Genomic DNA, 15,232 nt, shown 5'->3' on the forward strand with positions numbered 1-15,232 from the left:
CGGAAACCTCCTCAACACCCCGGCGGCTCCCTTTTCCGCCGGGATCCGGGGGGCATTCCCCCCGGACGCCCCGGAAGGGGCTACTTCTTCGCCAGAGCTTCCTTCTTGGCAAGGACGATATCCATAACGGCCTTGCCCTTGGCGGCATCGCCGTCGCCGATGACGTCATAGCACTTGGGCCACGCGGTACGGCCAAGGCGGATCCATTCGGGGAGGTCTTCAACCACGCCGAGCAGTTCCATGCCGTGTTCCACCATCAGCTTGTCGTCGGCTTCAAGCATGCCCGCGACCTTGGTGCGCTCATATTCCATAGCCTCCCTGCCGGCGCGGATCAGGGCGTTGCGCTCCTTTTCGGGCAGGCTCTGGAGCCAGCGTTCGCTGGCGATGATGTTGGCGCTGTGCACGGAGTAGTTGATCTGGGTGGCGTACTTCTGCGCTTCGTAGAACTTCAGGGTCACGACGTTGTTGAAGCAGCCTTCCTGACCGTCCACCACGCCCTGCTGGAGCGCGTTGAAGGTTTCGGAGAAGGAAACGGCGGTGGGTTCGAGGCCGAGGGCCTTGAACGTGGACACCATCAGGGCGTTCTGCGGCGTGCGGATCTTGATGCCCTTGGCGTCGGCGAGCTTGCGGACAGGGTGTTTGGCGCTGGTGGTCAGTTGGCGGTAGCCGATGTCGAGGATGGACAGGATGCGGCATCCGCCTTCCTTGACGGCCCATTCGTTGTTCTGATCCCACATGGCGTCAAGCAGGGCGCGGAACTCTTCCAGCGTGTCGAACAGGTACGGCATGTTCACCCAGCCGCAGGACGGGGCGAAGGGCGCATAGTTGTTCGTGGCGAGCATGGACATCTGGAGCGTGCCGAGCTGGAGGGCGCGGACGGTTTCCTGTTCGTCGCCAAGCTGCATGCTCGGAAACAACTGGAAATCGAACGCGTTGTCTGAATACTTCTGAGCGAGCTCCACCAGCTTCTTATAGGTGACGTTCATGTAGTTCTGTTCGCTGGTGTCCACGGACGAGGCCACAATCACAGTGATCTTTGAAGCGGCCTGCGCCTGCGCCTGAGCAAGCAGCATTGCGGTACACACCAAAAAGGCGATGAGAAACCGTTTCATGCGAATAGCTCCTGTGGATAAAGTTACCCAAAATGAAAGCCAACCGAAGGGGTTCCGGCATCAGGGGCGGCCACCCCCCGCAAGGGAACGCAGCGCATCCTCAAGCACCCATGCCCCCAAAGCGAGGTGCTCAGGCGCGGTGGCCTCCTGCGGGCAATGGCTCAGCCCCTTGATGCTCGGAACAAACAAAAGCCCGACCGGCACGCGGCCCCCAAGGCTGGCGGCGTCATGGGCGGGCCCGCTCTTGAGCAAGAGCGGTTGGACACCCCGCCTTTCGGCCGCCTGCCGGAACACCTCGCCCACTTCGGAGGACGTGCGCACGCCCCCGCTGGCGGAAAGCCGGACAAGCTCCAGATCAAGCCCTCTGGATTCGGCGACGGAACGCACGAGCGATTCGATGCGCTTCCAGCCCTCTTCCAGGACGGGCACGTCAACATGGCGTATGTCAATGGTGAACGTCACCGATTCGGGAACGACGATCCCCACATTGGGGGAACAGGCCAATTCACCGATGGTACAGGAAAAATCTTCCGGCAGCCCGCCCTCCTTCCAGAGCCGCTCCATGCGGAAGGCCAGCTCCGCGAATCCGGCGGCGGGGTCGCGGCGGCCCTGCATGGGGCTGGCGGCATGATCGGAGCGGCCCTTGTACACGATGCGGTGCAGGCGCATCCCAGAAATGGCGGTAACGATGCCGAGCCCGCGCCCGGCGTCTTCCAGCACCGCGTTCTGTTCGATGTGGACTTCAAGGAAAGCTTTAACATTCGCGGGATCGATCTGCTGGCCGGGCAGGGCATCCGGGTCGAGCCCGAACGCCCGCAGCTTATCGTAGGCGGAACCCTCGGCATTGCTCAGGCGTTTCAGGCCCTCCACATCGATCTGCCCCACGATGCCCTTGCTGCCGAGGCATGTGGAACCGAAATTCGATCCCTCTTCCTCCGCGAAGGCGATGAATTCAATGGCGCGTTCCGGCCTGTACCCTTCATCATGGAAGGAACGCAGCGCCTCCAGCGCGGCGACCACGCCGTATGTCCCGTCATAGCGCCCGCCGTTGCGCACGGTGTCGAGGTGGGAGCCGGTGAGTACGGCGGGAGCGCCTGTCGTGCCTTCAAGCCGGGCGTGCAGGTTCCCCATGCCGTCGGCCCACGGTTCCAGCCCGATGGCCCTCAGCTCGCGCTCAAGCACGCGGCGGGCACGGCCGTCCGCTTCCGACCATGAGAACCGCGTCACCCCGTTTCCGGGCGTCGCGTTGCATGTGGACAGTTCTTCAAGCGTATCGAAAAGGCGCTGTGCCTGCATGGAAAACCTCCTCCACCGCCTCCGGCGATGGCTCTCCGTGTTCCCTGACATCCGTGGGGCCGCCCGACGCATGGCATGCCCGAACCCCTTCAGCCTTGGGGAAATGCCCCGCACTTCCAACCCGCCCGTATTACAAAAACTACCGCCGCGTTTCAGCGGAGCCTTACGCCGCCGTTTCCGTCAATGCGCCGACGGAACGGGGCCTTCGTATGCCCTCCCCGCCCAATGCCTGCGGGCGGAACCAACCCCCATCTGTGCCAAGGGAGGGGGCTTCCTTTGAAACGCCCTCCCCCGGCCTTTTCCGCTATGCTTCGTACACCACGCGCCCGCCGCAGATGGTCTTTAAGACCTTGATGTCCCTGATGCCGGACGGATCGATGGCTTCAATATCGCTGTCGAGCAGGACGAAATCGGCGAACCGGCCCGGCTCGATGCGCCCGCGGTCGTGTTCCCCGCCGCAGCAAAGGGAAGCGTAGGTCGTGTAGGCTTCCAACGCCTGACGCGGGGTGATGCGCTGATCGGCCCCGAACAGGACACCGCCGTCGCTGATGCGGTTTACCGCCGCGTGCATGCTGCCGAGGGCCGTCACCGGAAGGACGGGCGTATCCACATGCAGCGAGAAGGGCATGCCCAAACGGACGCAGGAACCGGCGGGATCCATGCGCGCGGTGCGTTCGGGGCCAAGGAACGTGGCGGCGTGCCGATCCCCCCAGACTTCGATATGCCGGGCGAACAGGCTGGGGATGATCCCGCAGGCCTTCATGCGCTCAAGCTGCGAGTCGGAAACGAGCTGCGCATGGATGAGCATGTGGCGCAGATCCGTACGAGGGCACCGCTCCACGGCCTTTTCAAAAGCTCGGATGACCGATTCTGAGGCGGCGTCGCCGTTGGTGTGCACGGCGACCTGAAAGCCGAGGCAGTGATACTTGATGATGGTTTCGTCGATCTCTTCCTGCGGCCACAGCAGCGAGCCCTTGTAGCCGGGGCGGGTATGGTAGTCCTCAAGCAGCGCGCCGGTGAACCCCTGAATGGAGCCGTCGGTAAAGTATTTGACGCCGCCGATCTTTATGTGGTCGTTGCCGATGCCCCACACGCCGAGGGGGATGAGCTTGTCCATCTCGGAAGGCAAAAGCTGCAAATAGGCGCGGGCGTTGAGCCGCCCTTCGCGGGCAAGCTCCATGTAAGGCCGGAGGAACACTTCGGCTTCGCCGTTGATCCCAAGCCCGCCATCCTGAAAGGTGGTGAACCCTTCCTTATTGTACTCGGCGATGGCGCGGGCGAGGCTTTCGCGAACCTGCTCTTCCGTGGGGACGGGCAAACGGCCCGATGCCTCGATGATGGCGTTTTCCAACAGCAGGCCGGTGGGCACGCCGTTCCCGTCAAGGACGACCTCGCCGCCGGGGATCTTCGTATCGGCAGTGATGCCAAGGCGTTCGAGGCCGATGCTGTTCACATATCCCATATGCACCGAAATATGGACAACCATCACGGGCCGGTCGGCGCAGACGGCATCGAGATCATGGCGGTTCATGTGGCGGTTGTCGGAAATGCCCGAATCGTCGTACCCATAACCGATCACCCATTCGTCGTCGCTTGCGGCGGCCTTCTCGCGCAGGGCCTGCTGCACGGCGGCGATGGAACCGAGCGAAGCGCCGCAGTACACCTGATTGAGGCAGCGGCTGAACGAGGACATATGGCTGTGGGTATCGATGAAGCCGGGATAGAGAGTCCCGCCGCCGAGATCCACGACATCATATTCACCCGCTTTGGCGTATCCGAGGACTTCCTCACGGCTCCCGACGCACTCGATGCGCCCGCCCGCAATGCAGACGGCTTCGGCTTTGGGAGCCTTTTCGGACATGGTGACGATATCAGCCCCGACATAGACGGTCTTTTTGCTTACCAACATGGGCTTGCTCCTTTGATGGTTCGTGCGTCGTATGGGGGCGTTCGGAACGCAATGGCGAAAAAATTCCCGGAAAAAAACACACAGCCCAACTGTCCATTTTGCGCTATTGTGTTTTTTAGAACGAAAGTCTTTCTTAAAAAAGACCGCACAGGAGTATCTTTATAATCCTAAAGAAATAAATCCATTATGCAGTCAGGTGAAAAACTTTTCGTTCTTTCTAAGAAAGGTACGGTATGATATTCCCGTTTACTTGCGAAGGATGGACAAAAGATAACGCCAAATGGACATTTTTTGTTCCGAAACGGAACAAGGTATAAACAGCTAACAATTGCATATCGTTATTTTATCCGCTCCCCAGCCTCCCCATTGCTGTCTGCCGCGCCCGGATCCGGCACGTTGCGCACAGGGAATCCATTCTGATACAGGCAAAAGTATGGCAACGTCAGTTCCGTGACTTCATAAGGCGGGCATCCACAGCGCCGCAGCAGCAATCCCACAGGCATGGAATGGCTATGCTTGGATGGGATGTTTTCATGAAGGAACGAAACGGCATTTTCAGATGGATGCCCCACCTCCGTGGACGGCGCGGGGCATCAGGGAACAGTTTTTCCGTATCAGAAGCCAATACCGCCCGATACGGCTCAGGGGGCATTATGGCGCTGCGACAGCATTACTGGAATCCTCGGACGAACGAAGCCTGTTTCGTTGATGAGACACAACTCATTTACGCCTTTAATGAAAGGCAGGATGCCGGGACATGGAGCGACCTGCATGTCCACCCCGACTGGGGGGAGCTGCTGTTTGTCGCCACGGGCAGCATCGTCCTCTGCTCGGAAACGGGAAACTTCCTTGGACAGGGGTACCGCGCCACATGGGTCCCGCCGGGCGTCCAGCATGAATGGTACCTGCCCGAAGCCTCATGGAACCGCTCGCTTTTCTTCCACGCTTCCCTGTTCAAGGATTCCCCCCGCTTTCGGAAGTGCCACGGTTTGGAAATGTCCCCGCTGCTGCGGGAGCTTCTTTTTGCGGTGGACGACCTCAAGCCGGACTTCACGACGGAGGAAGGGAAACGGTTCGCGCTGGTGCTTATGGATCGCCTCAAAGCCAGCAAGGAAGTGGGCGGGCCCCTGCTCATGCCTTCCGAACACCGCCTGGTGGAGCTGTGCGCGGCGGCCTTGGCCGCACCCGACGCGCCGATATGCATAGCCGATTGGAGCAGGCATCTCGGCATGTCGGAAAAAACCCTCTCCCGCCTCTTCATCCGGCAAACCGGGCAGACATTCGGGCGCTGGCTGCAAATCATGCGCCTCCAACACGCCATGAACGAAATCGAACAGGGGCAAAGCGTCACCGCCGTCGCCCTGAACTGCGGCTACAATTCCGTCTCCGCCTTCATCTCGGCTTTCAAGAAGCATTTCGGCAGCACCCCCGGCGCCGTTGCCAAACGCCGCCATGATATTGACAAAGCCGAGGAATGAAACATCCCAAGGCTACGGCGGAACCAGCCCCCGCGCCTTCCGCCGCCCGGCAGCACCCGCTTTTCCGCCTCTTCCTTCAAAAAAAGCCCGCAAGACGTTTTCGCCGTGCGGGCTTTTTTCAGGCTATGCCGTGCCATTTCCAATGGCCGTGCCCATAGGAAATGGTTACTTTCTTAAAGTCCCAAAGGGATAACCAATAAAATGCCTCGGCCATGAAGCCCTCCGATAAGAAAACCGGATAAAAAGCCGCATGGTTATCATGTGTGGAGATGAAACAGCCACATCCTGTGGCAGGGCCTTTCTAATAAATTTTGGTTGTCAAAAAGAACATTTTTTTCCGTTTGCTTCTTTTCCTGCAATAATGATAGACAAGATTCACGGCAAAAGGGTTCCCTCTACAAACTTTTGCACTGATTTTCTACTGTGTGTTTCCTTTTTCTGAAACCTGTAACGATAAAGGAGTCCACCATGTCCATATTTCCGATTATGATCATTGCTGGTGCTTTCATGCTTATCTCCGTTGTCGTCGGTATCTATGGCGTAAGGAAGTACAACTAGCAGGTTTTTCCATATGGAAATCAGGAAAAGCCCTGAACACTTGATGTGTCAGGGCTTTTCCTTGTTCTTTTCCTCAAATCTCTCTTTACCGTTTCATAGCCTGTTATCATCCATTGGCATACGGTTCCCACAACACGGCACCTTTTCTTATGGCTGTATCATAAAAAATGGCTGATACCCTATTTCTTGAAATCCCAAAGAAATAACCAATAAAAGGCCCCAAGCATGGAGCCCATCGCCGGAAAAACGAAAAAAATGGGGAAAACATCTGTATTGTCACCATACTGTGAAGATAAAACAATATGGCAGAGCCTTTCTTATCAACCACATCCGACAGGCCCATTTCCTCGCTCACACCAAGGCTGCCGCAACCTCCCACAGTCCACCAACTCGGCAGCACTCATTTCCCTCGCTCCCACCGAGGCCATACCTAAAACACAACCGCCGCCGTACCCCAGACACGCAAAAAACATTCGGGGTATACACTATACATTACTATACTTAAAATCATACTTGCACTCAGCATAATGTGTCAAAATGTGGCGAAATAGAACACAAATATATGTCTAGAAAGCCCTCCCGGATCACCACCGAGAGGGCTTTTTCTATCCCTCAATCAACCACCCTGCAAAATCCCCGAACCGGAACACCTCCACGGCGTCGAGCATCAACTCACACCTCACTGAGTAAGCTGCAACTGCTTCGGCCCCGGCTTGACCTCGCGCTTAGCCTGCTTGTTCATAGCCCTGCCCTCCCTATAGTCCAAGTAGTCGGGTTTGGCCCCGGCCAGCAGTTCCCTGCTCATCACAATCTGGATACGCTGAAATCGCTTCCCGTTGGAATATTCCTAGTGCCCGGCGGCGAGAGCGTCCGCCCGCATCTTCTTACTGGGGTCCTCCAGCGTGAACAGGAAGGCCATTTGCATATTGTCCTTACTGGTGTTGAGCAACCCTGCCAGTTCGCGGATATGGTTCGCCGGGATTTTTCCGCTCTTCACAGACACGGCGATCTTGAAGGGCTTCTTCACGTTCGGGCCGTCATAGGCCCAGATGAAGCCGCCGAACCCGCCGTCCGCCCCCTTCTTTTTGTCCTGCGGGCAAGGCGTCAATAAGCGACAAGGCCCAATATTGGAATTGGTACCGTCCCTCAAGGCGGGAAGAAACCCGTATGACTATTGCTCCCGCACCGTGACGGTGATGCCGTCAACATCAAAGGCCGCCACCTGATTCCATGCGATGGGGATGTTCTCTTCGGCGAGAGAGCCTTGCTCCGTGCCGATCTCGCAAAGGATAATCTCATGCCCCGCTATGGAGTTGATCGGCGTATAGAGCCGAGTCCTGATGACATCCTCGCCCGGCGGGAACCCTTCCGTGTTGCTCGTGTCTCCGTATTGGGCATAGGCGACGATGGCTTCCTTGATGAGCCGGATGCCGTTGTCCGGGAACTCCGATCTGTTGGTGATCTCGACGATGACGTTGACGTACACGGGAACAGGCGTGGGACGGCTGAATGAGATCGGGTAACCTACGCCCTGCTGGTCATATTTCGTGATCGATATTCTCCCGTGCCCGATGACGCCGACGGGGAACCGCAGGAACAGGGCGTCGGTGATCGCATCCGGGTCGCCCCCTTCTGCAACGACGGCTACTTCTTTGAACGGTATGCCGCGATCATCGACCGGGTATGTCGTGGCATTCTGGTAGGCCCGGCAGTAGGTCACGCCCTCGACGGCCAGAACGGACGCATAAATGGCGTCGATCTGGCGGTAGCTGGTGAGCTGCGTAGACCGCTGCTGACGCTTGCGCAGTTCCTCATCCGTCTCCTGCGCCGTCCCGACCGATTCCGTAGCCGTGTTGCCGGCGTTGAACCAGCCCGCAACCGGGGTCTGGATGGTATTGACCGTACCCGGTTCAGGATCGAATGCGCCGTACTCGGTGCAACCCCCGCGCGCCGTCACATGGGATGTCCGCTGCCCGTCCTCCGCCGCGGGAAAGATGACGTTTTCCTGAATGGCGTAGGCCGTTTCCCCGGAAGCGGCGGCAATCAGGGCACCTGACGGAACCAATACGCCCGGCGTCCCCGTAAGATCAAACGTGAGAATCGTCCTCGTGCCCGCCTTGCGCGTGATGGCGTTGAGCTGCACCGTGCCGCTCTGCCCCGCCCCCGTGTTCTTCTGCGGGTCAAACTGGACGCTGGCTTCATAGGCCGCTTCCCATGCCGCCTCAAGTGCGGAGGCGAACACGCCGACAATCTGTTGGAGGATGGCGTCGTCAGCCGCATTCTGAAAGGGATATTCCCCTGTAGCCGGATCGACGATGAGCGCAATGGAGGCGTTCATATCGTTTTGGATATCCGCCAAACGCTTGGGGATGAACCCGGCAAGGGTCATGCCATATGAGGACGGCGCCATATCACTACCTCCAGAGCGCACCGTTCAAAAGCGAAGAATCCAGTTTGCCGTCCTTCAAGGCTGACGCGTTGGCGGCTCTGGATAAAACAATCGCCTGAGTGGAACTCGTCATCGCTCCTTCCGAAACCGCCACAACCGAGAACGGCCACCGGGCCGACTTGAGAACGAGGTATGCCGTGTTGCTGTCTGGATCAAAAACGATATCGTTTGCAGCGTAAGTCGTACCCGAAACAACTGCACCCTTGACCGAATAGAAAAGCCCGGAATCGCCCTTGTCCCCTTTTGGCCCCTGCTGTCCCGTAGATCCGGTATCCCCTTTATCGCCTTTCGCTCCGGTTTTTCCGGTATTCCCCCTCGGAATCACAAAATCGAACACGGCGTCATCATCCGTTTCGCTGTTGGTGACGGAAGCCTGTGTTCCGGGTTCGCCAGTGGTGACGGTGCCGATGGAAACCTGTGCCGCCTTCCCCTGTATGCCCTGCTCACCGCGAACGCCTTGAGGGATTACAAAATCAAGAACCGCTGCGCTCTCCGTCCCGCTGTTCGTGACTTTAGCATTGGAACTGGCCTCACCTGTCTGAACTTCGCCGACGGCGACCGTCGCTATAACCCCATCAATACCGGGTATCCCCTGTTCTCCTTGTTCACCCTGTATTCCTTGCTCACCGCGAGGGATGGTGAACCACAGGACAGCGTCCTTATCCGTTCCTGTGTTCTGAACAGCGGCTTCGGTTCCCGGTGCTCCCGTCGTCACCTTTCCAACGGAAAGCGTCGCGGCTGCGCCGTCTTTTCCCGGTTTTCCTTCCGGGCCGACAAACGCCCCGTTTTCCAGCTTCTCCTGCAATGATTCGCCGTCAGAGAACAGTATATTCTGAGCCATCAGCTTCGTGAGATCGGACATGGCCATCCCCGGCGCCGTGAATACGGACTCATGGACAGTCACGGTTTGCTCGACCAGTTTCCCCGAATTGAGCAACACCTGCATATAGATGGAGTATTCGCGCTGCCCTGCGGCAAACAAGCTGTTGAGCTTGAGAACTCTGGAGACGCCTTCCGTTTCCAGAATTCGCTTGCGGATCAACAGATCCACAGTGCCCTTGTCACGCAGCGTCGCGCCGAGGATTCCCTTGCCGTCCTGATACCACGGCAAGCCCGAAGCGGTATTCAGGAACCATTCCCCACGCTCCCGGAACAGGCGCGTGCGGATGCGCTGGATGACTTCATCGTCACCCGTCGCAATGCCGCCCGTCAGGTCGCCGTTTTTGAACTCCAAGTCCCAAGCCATCGCTTTCTCCTGCTCCCCATGAACGTACGGGGGAACGCCCGGCGCGTTCACCCTGAACAAGTTCCTGTGCGCAGGAATTATATTTGTTAATTTATATAAAATTATCTATATGCCTCTTTTGGAGGCATACGTATGTACAAAAAGATTCTATTGTCCCTGATAACCGTGCTGGCTGTGGTGTCCGGGGCGCAGGCCGCCGGCAACGAGTGGAACGAGTCGTTCAATAAAGCCAAGAAGATGCTGGAACGACAGGTCTATTATGATCACCGGGTTACGCTTTACTGTGGGGCAGTGTTCGACGAAAAGAAAAACGTCACCCTTCCAGAGGGCTTCACCGCCGCAAAGCACATCAAGCGGGCGAAAAAAATCGAATGGGAACATGTCGTCCCCGCCGAGAACTTCGGGCGCGCGTTCGCGGAGTGGCGCGATGGGAACGCCCAGTGCGTGGACAACAAAGGGAAGCCTTTCAAGGGCCGTAAGTGCGCGGAAAAGGCAAATAGGGAATACCGGCTCATGCAGGCGGACATGTACAACCTTTACCCCGCTATCGGCGCGGTCAACGCCGCCCGCTCAAACTACAATTACCAGATGCTCCCCGACGAAAAGCCGGACTTCGGGAGCTGCGGGATGAAGATTGCCGACCGGAAAGCCGAGCCGCCCGTACGCGCACGAGGCCAGATTGCCCGTACCTATAAATATATGGCCGCTGCCTACGGGCCGCGATACCAGATGAGCCGCCAGCAGACGCAGCTTATGGACGCATGGGACAAAATGTATCCGGTTGATGCGTGGGAATGCACGCGGGCCAGACGGATCAAAGCGTTACAGGGCAATGGAAACCCGTTTGTAGAGCTGGCATGCCAAAATGCCGGACTGTGGTAGAAAGCGCATATACACCCTGCCCATCTTGAGGCCTTTTCATTTTACAGGGCCGCCCGTCGTCCCGGCGCCAGTCTGCACGCCTTCGTGCGTATGGGCGCCGAGCACCACGCCGTCCTTGTCGGTGAACGTCCCGTTCGTGGAACGGCAGTCACCCGAAAAGGTGTTCCCCGTACCGCTCAAGTCCATGTTCCGGCTCCTGACGGTACACTGCGCGTCGGTCTGCATGGCGATGCCGGACGGAGCCGTGGTTTCGAGCTTCCCGCCGCTCATCTTCATGACCGCCGTTCCGTCCGTCATCGTAATGCCGTCCGGGCCGAGGCTGATGTAGCTTTTGCGCTCTTTGTCCCGCAGCTCGATGGCTTCCGTGCTGTAGTCGGCGATCTCCACGGCGTCGGACGACAGGCCGGGAATGAAGATGGCGTCCGTGAGGCTGTGGCCGCGCGGCTGTATCAGCGTCGGATCGCCGTAAAAAGGCGGCGCGGACACGTCCCCGGCCTGCAAAAAGTTGTCGAGCCCGCGATCCGGGATGACGAGCAGCCCGGTGTCCCCCGGCTGGATGGGGACGGTCAGCAGAAAGCCCGCCGTCTGCGCGAACGGCAGCACGACGGGCACCCCGGAAAGCTGCGGAAGGCTCCGGTAGCTGACTTCCTCGCCCAGCGTGATTTTCATCTGGGTAGTGGGCTGCACGGTGACGCGGACGGGCGGCCCCGGCTGGAAAGCGAGCACCTTGGCGGGCATGGCGACGTGCAGGCCGTCCATCATGCGCCGCATCTGAAGGCGCAGGTTCTCTGATTCGGACGTAACGGAGTAGTCTGCCATCACTTTTTCCCCGGCGGGAACCGGAAGGACTCAATGTCCATCGTCCACGCCTCGCTGTAGGCGTCGATGTTGATACTCATGGTGTGGATGCGGTACATGCCGCTCAGACGGGTGTTGAGCGTGCTGTTGACCTTGATGGAGTGCCCGGCGCTGATGCCGGGAACGTAGAGGGCCTTGATCTTCACCCCGGACTGGATCTGCATCGGCCCGGTCAGCGTCGGCGCAATGCTGATCAGGCCGCCGTTCTCGCCGTTCAGTTCGACGTAGCTGCCGAGCATGAAACGATCCCCGATGGCCGTCACCTCGCCGTCCTGCACGCTCCACGAAAAGCCGTGTTCCTCTCCGAGCCGGGTCAGCCCGTCTTTCGTCGCGCCCGCGTAGCTCCACCCGCGCGGCCCGATGTTCCCGGCGACGCCCTGAAAGTTCCCGTCCTGCACCGTCAGCCCCGGCAGATCGGACGCCAGCTTCTGCGCCGCGACGCTCACGGGCGTGCCCGCGCCGAAGGTCACGGAGCTCACGCCGCGCACGAGCGAGCCGTACCCCGGCAGGGCCACCAGCTTGGTCACGATGTCCGGCCCGTTCCGTTCCGAGCTTGAGGACATGATCGAGCCCTGAAAGACTTTGCGCAGGTCGGTGTTGTCCCACCCCGCCTCGACCGTGATCTTGGTGAGGCTCCCCTTGATGGCGTTCCGGGTGTCGCGGGAGAGGTTATAGATGGAAATCTGCGACGGCTGCGGCATCCCCATGAGCGTCTTCTGGAACGTGCCCGTCACCCGCAGGCCCTCAAGCGTCCCGTCGCTCTTGAACTGCACAATCTCGCCTCTGCTCTTGCCCCGCCACTCTTCGAGCGGGCCGAGCGTGACGACGATGCGCCGCAGGAACGGACGGTTCGGCGTGAGGCTTTTCTTTTCTGCGGCCATCATTCCCCCGCAAGCCGGATCGCTTCGCCGAGCGTTTCCATCGGATCGCCGAGCGTGAATGGGGATTCCTCCCCTTCCGGGAACCACAGGACGTTGAGCGTATCGCCGGGGGCCTCCTCGTCGCCGGGCCTGCCCCGCGAGAGCGTCACCACGATGTTCTCGCCGTTGAAGGCGTCGCCATAGCCCGCAAGACAGTTCGGGCTCCCCGGAACCAGCTTCACCCCGGACGCCAGCATAGAGCCGCCAGCGTCGGAAATGTCGAGCAGCCACGCGGATTCCTGCCCGCGCACATAGTAGGAGCGGAAAAAATAGGTGCTGGAGCCGAGCACCACGGAAAACGTGCGCTCGCCGTCCGATGTGAGAGGAAGAAGGTATGCCATGGGGGAAGGATAGACGGGAATCTGCGTCTGCCTCACCCTGAACATGTTCCAAAACAAAGCCCCGGCTGCTGAATGAGGCCGGAGCTTTTGACAATCCAAACCGCCTACACGGCGGATAACCCATCGCTACTTACTTGTACCGATGCAAGCCTTCTACCGCCTTCGCGGCGGATATACCCTCTTTAACAAGAGTAAGAGAAGACCCTCTAAACCGCCTTCGCGGCGGATGATTGGGGAACCTTTTATGCTTGTAATGCTTGAATCTTCTAAGCCGCCTACACGGCGGATAACGCCGCAAGAGGGATTGTCAGCAAGCAAGAACTGGAGTTCGCGGTATTCATCGTCAGGAAGAAGTTACAAGACGAGTAAATACAGGCGCTTCGATAAATTCCATAGCGTTACTGTACGTCATTGGCGTATGAAGTCAACATTTTTGCTCATGGCTCTCAGAAGGTTTCCTTTCAAAGGTTTCCTTCACGTCTACCCCAAGCGCGTCCGCGATGCGGGTAAGCGTTGAGAGGCGGCACTCTGAGATGCCGTCGTCCTGCCGGGCTTTGAACAGTGCTTGCCGGGAAACGCCGGATAAATCAGCCAGCTTTTGAGTGGTAATTTTTTTTTCTTTAATTAACCTATTAATATGACTTATAAACATTTAATCACCCGCGTTGTTTTTTGAAGCAATACTTGATTTTCTATGTAAAGTATCGTACACGTAAATCAACGAAAGGGCAATACCTAAAAACAGCCCGCCAAGGTGCTGTCAACACCAAGACGGGCCTAACCATCAACCTACTTCAAGGAGAGCAGACTTATGGTTTTATCTAATATCACCGATCTTCGATCTTCCGTCAATCATTCTATTTCACTGCCGTCTTATCTTAGTTCATTTTATAAAAACATTCCTGTCATGACTACTGAGATGTTGGCGCAGGCGTATGACGTTACTCCTAAGCAGATACGTCAAAATTATGCCAACAACCGGGAACGCTTCACTGAAGGGAAACACTTTTTTTCTATATCAGGTCAAGATCTCAAGGATTTTCGTTTGCGAGTCGAAAATTTCGACTCACAAATCTCATCCAAGGTTCGTGTGCTGATACTCTGGACAAAGCGCGGTGCGGCACGTCACGCAAAGATGCTGAACTCGGATCGGGCGTGGGATGTGTTCGAGCTTCTGGAAGAGACGTTCTTTGCAGTTAAACCCGACCGAAAGCCTCTTGAAAAACGGAAGGAGAAGAAGGCGCTCCCTCCGGCTCAACGGAACCTACCCGCCCCGGCTCCCGATATGGACGAAACGCCGTTCTTGAAGTTTGTTGAAGAAATCCAGTCCGCACATGAAGAGGTACGCAATATTCTCCAACCGTTGATGTCGAACTCCTTTAACCTTTGCCTCGAATTAGGGCTGGAGTTGGGAAGGCGTTCGGGCATGAGGAGCGGCTCCATCAAGGGAATGGATCCGACAAGGAACCTCACGGATCTCCTCCAGCACGCCATATTCTCTGATCTCCGGCAGGCTCTTATCTACCCGGAAAGGCACCTCGCGGATTATGCGAACCCCGGCTACGCGCTGCTCGGAATCGTGCGGCAGTTGAACGCACGGTAGGGGGCGGATATGCTCACCACCCTCGACGCAGCCAAGGGAATGCAGCGCAAGCACTCCAAGCCCATGCGGGACATAGACCGGGCCAGGTCAATCCTCCCGCCGGACTTCGCGGAAACAGCCTTCACCCCGGACGCGCAAATCAGCCCCGCCGGGAAGCGGCAACGGTTCTTCCACCTTACCCGCAACGCCTTGCCCTTCCTCTTCATGGGACAGGCTGCGAAACATAAAATTTTGCGGCTGACGGACGCCATCAAGGCATTGTAACGAAACAGCCCCCAACCGTGAGGAAGGGGGCTTTTTTTATATCTTGCCCCGGAGCTTCTAGGCTTCATAAAAAAGTTGTCCGGGAAAACCTTTTGGAATAAAGTGGTTGTAAAGCAGCCCTAAAAACGAAGGGTTTGATAGGGATGTTGATGCAACACGCTGAAAAAAAGAAAAGATTATCAAACATCTCTAGGGTTATCCGCCGTGTGGGCGGTTTAGAAGCCCACAAGGGGGCTGTGGCTCTCGGAGAGAACGTTATCCGCCGTGTGGGCGGTTTAGAAGTCCGGCACTATCAGCATGTCAGCCTGCGTGAGGT

The 15,232-nt window shown here is 57.9% G+C and carries 15 protein-coding genes; 4 read left to right on the forward strand and 11 right to left on the reverse strand.

The features are described from left to right. Positions 1–80: 80 nt before the first annotated feature. The 3 genes from AC6I1V_RS16495 to AC6I1V_RS16505 form a co-directional block, all read right to left on the reverse strand. Complete coding sequence (locus AC6I1V_RS16495; protein ID WP_482333629.1) at positions 81–1,112, reverse strand: TRAP transporter substrate-binding protein; 1,032 nt, start codon at positions 1,110–1,112, stop codon at positions 81–83. A gap of 60 nt (positions 1,113–1,172) precedes the next feature. Further along, complete coding sequence (locus tag AC6I1V_RS16500) at positions 1,173–2,408, reverse strand: M20 family metallo-hydrolase (RefSeq protein ID WP_486854738.1); 1,236 nt, start codon at positions 2,406–2,408, stop codon at positions 1,173–1,175. A 304-nt stretch (positions 2,409–2,712) separates the two neighbouring features. After that, positions 2,713–4,317, reverse strand: a complete 1,605-nt coding sequence (locus tag AC6I1V_RS16505; protein WP_302552304.1) for an amidohydrolase — start codon at positions 4,315–4,317, stop codon at positions 2,713–2,715. A 653-nt stretch (positions 4,318–4,970) separates the two neighbouring features. On the opposite strand from AC6I1V_RS16505, the gene AC6I1V_RS16510 reads away from it, so the two are divergent. Beyond that, positions 4,971–5,795 carry a helix-turn-helix transcriptional regulator gene (locus AC6I1V_RS16510; RefSeq protein ID WP_486854739.1) on the forward strand — a complete coding sequence of 275 codons (825 nt, stop codon included), beginning with the start codon at positions 4,971–4,973 and terminating at the stop codon, positions 5,793–5,795. 1,237 nt (positions 5,796–7,032) lie between these two features. On the opposite strand, the gene AC6I1V_RS16515 is transcribed toward AC6I1V_RS16510, so the two are convergent. The 4 genes from AC6I1V_RS16515 to AC6I1V_RS16530 form a co-directional block, all read right to left on the reverse strand. Continuing rightward, positions 7,033–7,158 carry a hypothetical protein gene (locus AC6I1V_RS16515; RefSeq protein WP_497737256.1) on the reverse strand — a complete coding sequence of 42 codons (126 nt, stop codon included), beginning with the start codon at positions 7,156–7,158 and terminating at the stop codon, positions 7,033–7,035. Positions 7,159–7,200: 42 nt separating this feature from the next. Next, positions 7,201–7,461 (reverse strand): hypothetical protein, encoded by a 261-nt coding sequence (locus AC6I1V_RS16520; RefSeq protein ID WP_497737257.1) that lies wholly within the window; start codon positions 7,459–7,461, stop codon positions 7,201–7,203. A 63-nt stretch (positions 7,462–7,524) separates the two neighbouring features. After that, a complete protein-coding gene (locus AC6I1V_RS16525; RefSeq protein ID WP_486854753.1) occupies positions 7,525–8,763 on the reverse strand; it encodes a hypothetical protein in 1,239 nt (412 codons plus the stop codon). Between the two features lie 4 nt (positions 8,764–8,767). Next, positions 8,768–10,048 (reverse strand): contractile injection system sheath initiator, encoded by a 1,281-nt coding sequence (locus AC6I1V_RS16530; RefSeq protein WP_486854752.1) that lies wholly within the window; start codon positions 10,046–10,048, stop codon positions 8,768–8,770. A gap of 132 nt (positions 10,049–10,180) precedes the next feature. Between AC6I1V_RS16530 and AC6I1V_RS16535 the strand changes: the two genes are divergently transcribed. Further along, positions 10,181–10,930, forward strand: coding sequence for an endonuclease (locus AC6I1V_RS16535; RefSeq protein ID WP_302552312.1), 750 nt, complete (start codon positions 10,181–10,183; stop codon positions 10,928–10,930). 36 nt (positions 10,931–10,966) lie between these two features. Here the strand turns inward: AC6I1V_RS16535 and AC6I1V_RS16540 are convergent, their stop codons facing one another. The 4 genes from AC6I1V_RS16540 to AC6I1V_RS16555 form a co-directional block, all read right to left on the reverse strand. Further along, a complete protein-coding gene (locus AC6I1V_RS16540) occupies positions 10,967–11,749 on the reverse strand; it encodes a Gp138 family membrane-puncturing spike protein (RefSeq protein ID WP_486854751.1) in 783 nt (260 codons plus the stop codon). Continuing rightward, positions 11,749–12,669 carry a baseplate hub protein gene (locus AC6I1V_RS16545; RefSeq protein ID WP_486854750.1) on the reverse strand — a complete coding sequence of 307 codons (921 nt, stop codon included), beginning with the start codon at positions 12,667–12,669 and terminating at the stop codon, positions 11,749–11,751. The genes AC6I1V_RS16540 and AC6I1V_RS16545 overlap by 1 nt, the downstream gene beginning before the upstream one ends. Further along, positions 12,669–13,049 (reverse strand): phage baseplate plug family protein, encoded by a 381-nt coding sequence (locus AC6I1V_RS16550; RefSeq protein WP_337431777.1) that lies wholly within the window; start codon positions 13,047–13,049, stop codon positions 12,669–12,671. Before AC6I1V_RS16550 ends, AC6I1V_RS16545 begins: the two co-directional genes overlap by 1 nt. A gap of 424 nt (positions 13,050–13,473) precedes the next feature. Next, positions 13,474–13,701, reverse strand: a complete 228-nt coding sequence (locus AC6I1V_RS16555; RefSeq protein ID WP_479858684.1) for a helix-turn-helix domain-containing protein — start codon at positions 13,699–13,701, stop codon at positions 13,474–13,476. 159 nt (positions 13,702–13,860) lie between these two features. On the opposite strand from AC6I1V_RS16555, the gene AC6I1V_RS16560 reads away from it, so the two are divergent. Then, a complete protein-coding gene (locus AC6I1V_RS16560) occupies positions 13,861–14,652 on the forward strand; it encodes an ORF6N domain-containing protein (protein ID WP_486854749.1) in 792 nt (263 codons plus the stop codon). 9 nt (positions 14,653–14,661) lie between these two features. Further along, a complete protein-coding gene (locus AC6I1V_RS16565) occupies positions 14,662–14,916 on the forward strand; it encodes a hypothetical protein (protein WP_486854748.1) in 255 nt (84 codons plus the stop codon). The last annotated feature ends 316 nt before the right edge of the window (positions 14,917–15,232 follow it).

This window comes from Bilophila sp. T19-St14, assembly GCF_059728385.1.

Bases quoted from the DNA above. Each gene is read 5' to 3' on its own strand.
- AC6I1V_RS16530 (WP_486854752.1), bottom strand. From the start codon at position 10,048: ATGGCTTGGGACTTGGAGTTCAAAAACGGCGACCTGACGGGCGGCATT.
- AC6I1V_RS16525 (WP_486854753.1), bottom strand. From the start codon at position 8,763: ATGGCGCCGTCCTCATATGGCATGACCCTTGCCGGGTTCATCCCCAAG.
- AC6I1V_RS16550 (WP_337431777.1), bottom strand. From the start codon at position 13,049: ATGGCATACCTTCTTCCTCTCACATCGGACGGCGAGCGCACGTTTTCC.
- AC6I1V_RS16540 (WP_486854751.1), bottom strand. From the start codon at position 11,749: ATGGCAGACTACTCCGTTACGTCCGAATCAGAGAACCTGCGCCTTCAG.
- AC6I1V_RS16495 (WP_482333629.1), bottom strand. From the start codon at position 1,112: ATGAAACGGTTTCTCATCGCCTTTTTGGTGTGTACCGCAATGCTGCTT.
- AC6I1V_RS16545 (WP_486854750.1), bottom strand. From the start codon at position 12,669: ATGGCCGCAGAAAAGAAAAGCCTCACGCCGAACCGTCCGTTCCTGCGG.
- AC6I1V_RS16505 (WP_302552304.1), bottom strand. From the start codon at position 4,317: ATGTTGGTAAGCAAAAAGACCGTCTATGTCGGGGCTGATATCGTCACC.
- AC6I1V_RS16510 (WP_486854739.1), top strand. From the start codon at position 4,971: ATGGCGCTGCGACAGCATTACTGGAATCCTCGGACGAACGAAGCCTGT.
- AC6I1V_RS16565 (WP_486854748.1), top strand. From the start codon at position 14,662: ATGCTCACCACCCTCGACGCAGCCAAGGGAATGCAGCGCAAGCACTCC.
- AC6I1V_RS16500 (WP_486854738.1), bottom strand. From the start codon at position 2,408: ATGCAGGCACAGCGCCTTTTCGATACGCTTGAAGAACTGTCCACATGC.
- AC6I1V_RS16555 (WP_479858684.1), bottom strand. From the start codon at position 13,701: ATGTTTATAAGTCATATTAATAGGTTAATTAAAGAAAAAAAAATTACC.
- AC6I1V_RS16515 (WP_497737256.1), bottom strand. From the start codon at position 7,158: ATGAGCAGGGAACTGCTGGCCGGGGCCAAACCCGACTACTTGGACTAT.
- AC6I1V_RS16560 (WP_486854749.1), top strand. From the start codon at position 13,861: ATGGTTTTATCTAATATCACCGATCTTCGATCTTCCGTCAATCATTCT.
- AC6I1V_RS16535 (WP_302552312.1), top strand. From the start codon at position 10,181: ATGTACAAAAAGATTCTATTGTCCCTGATAACCGTGCTGGCTGTGGTG.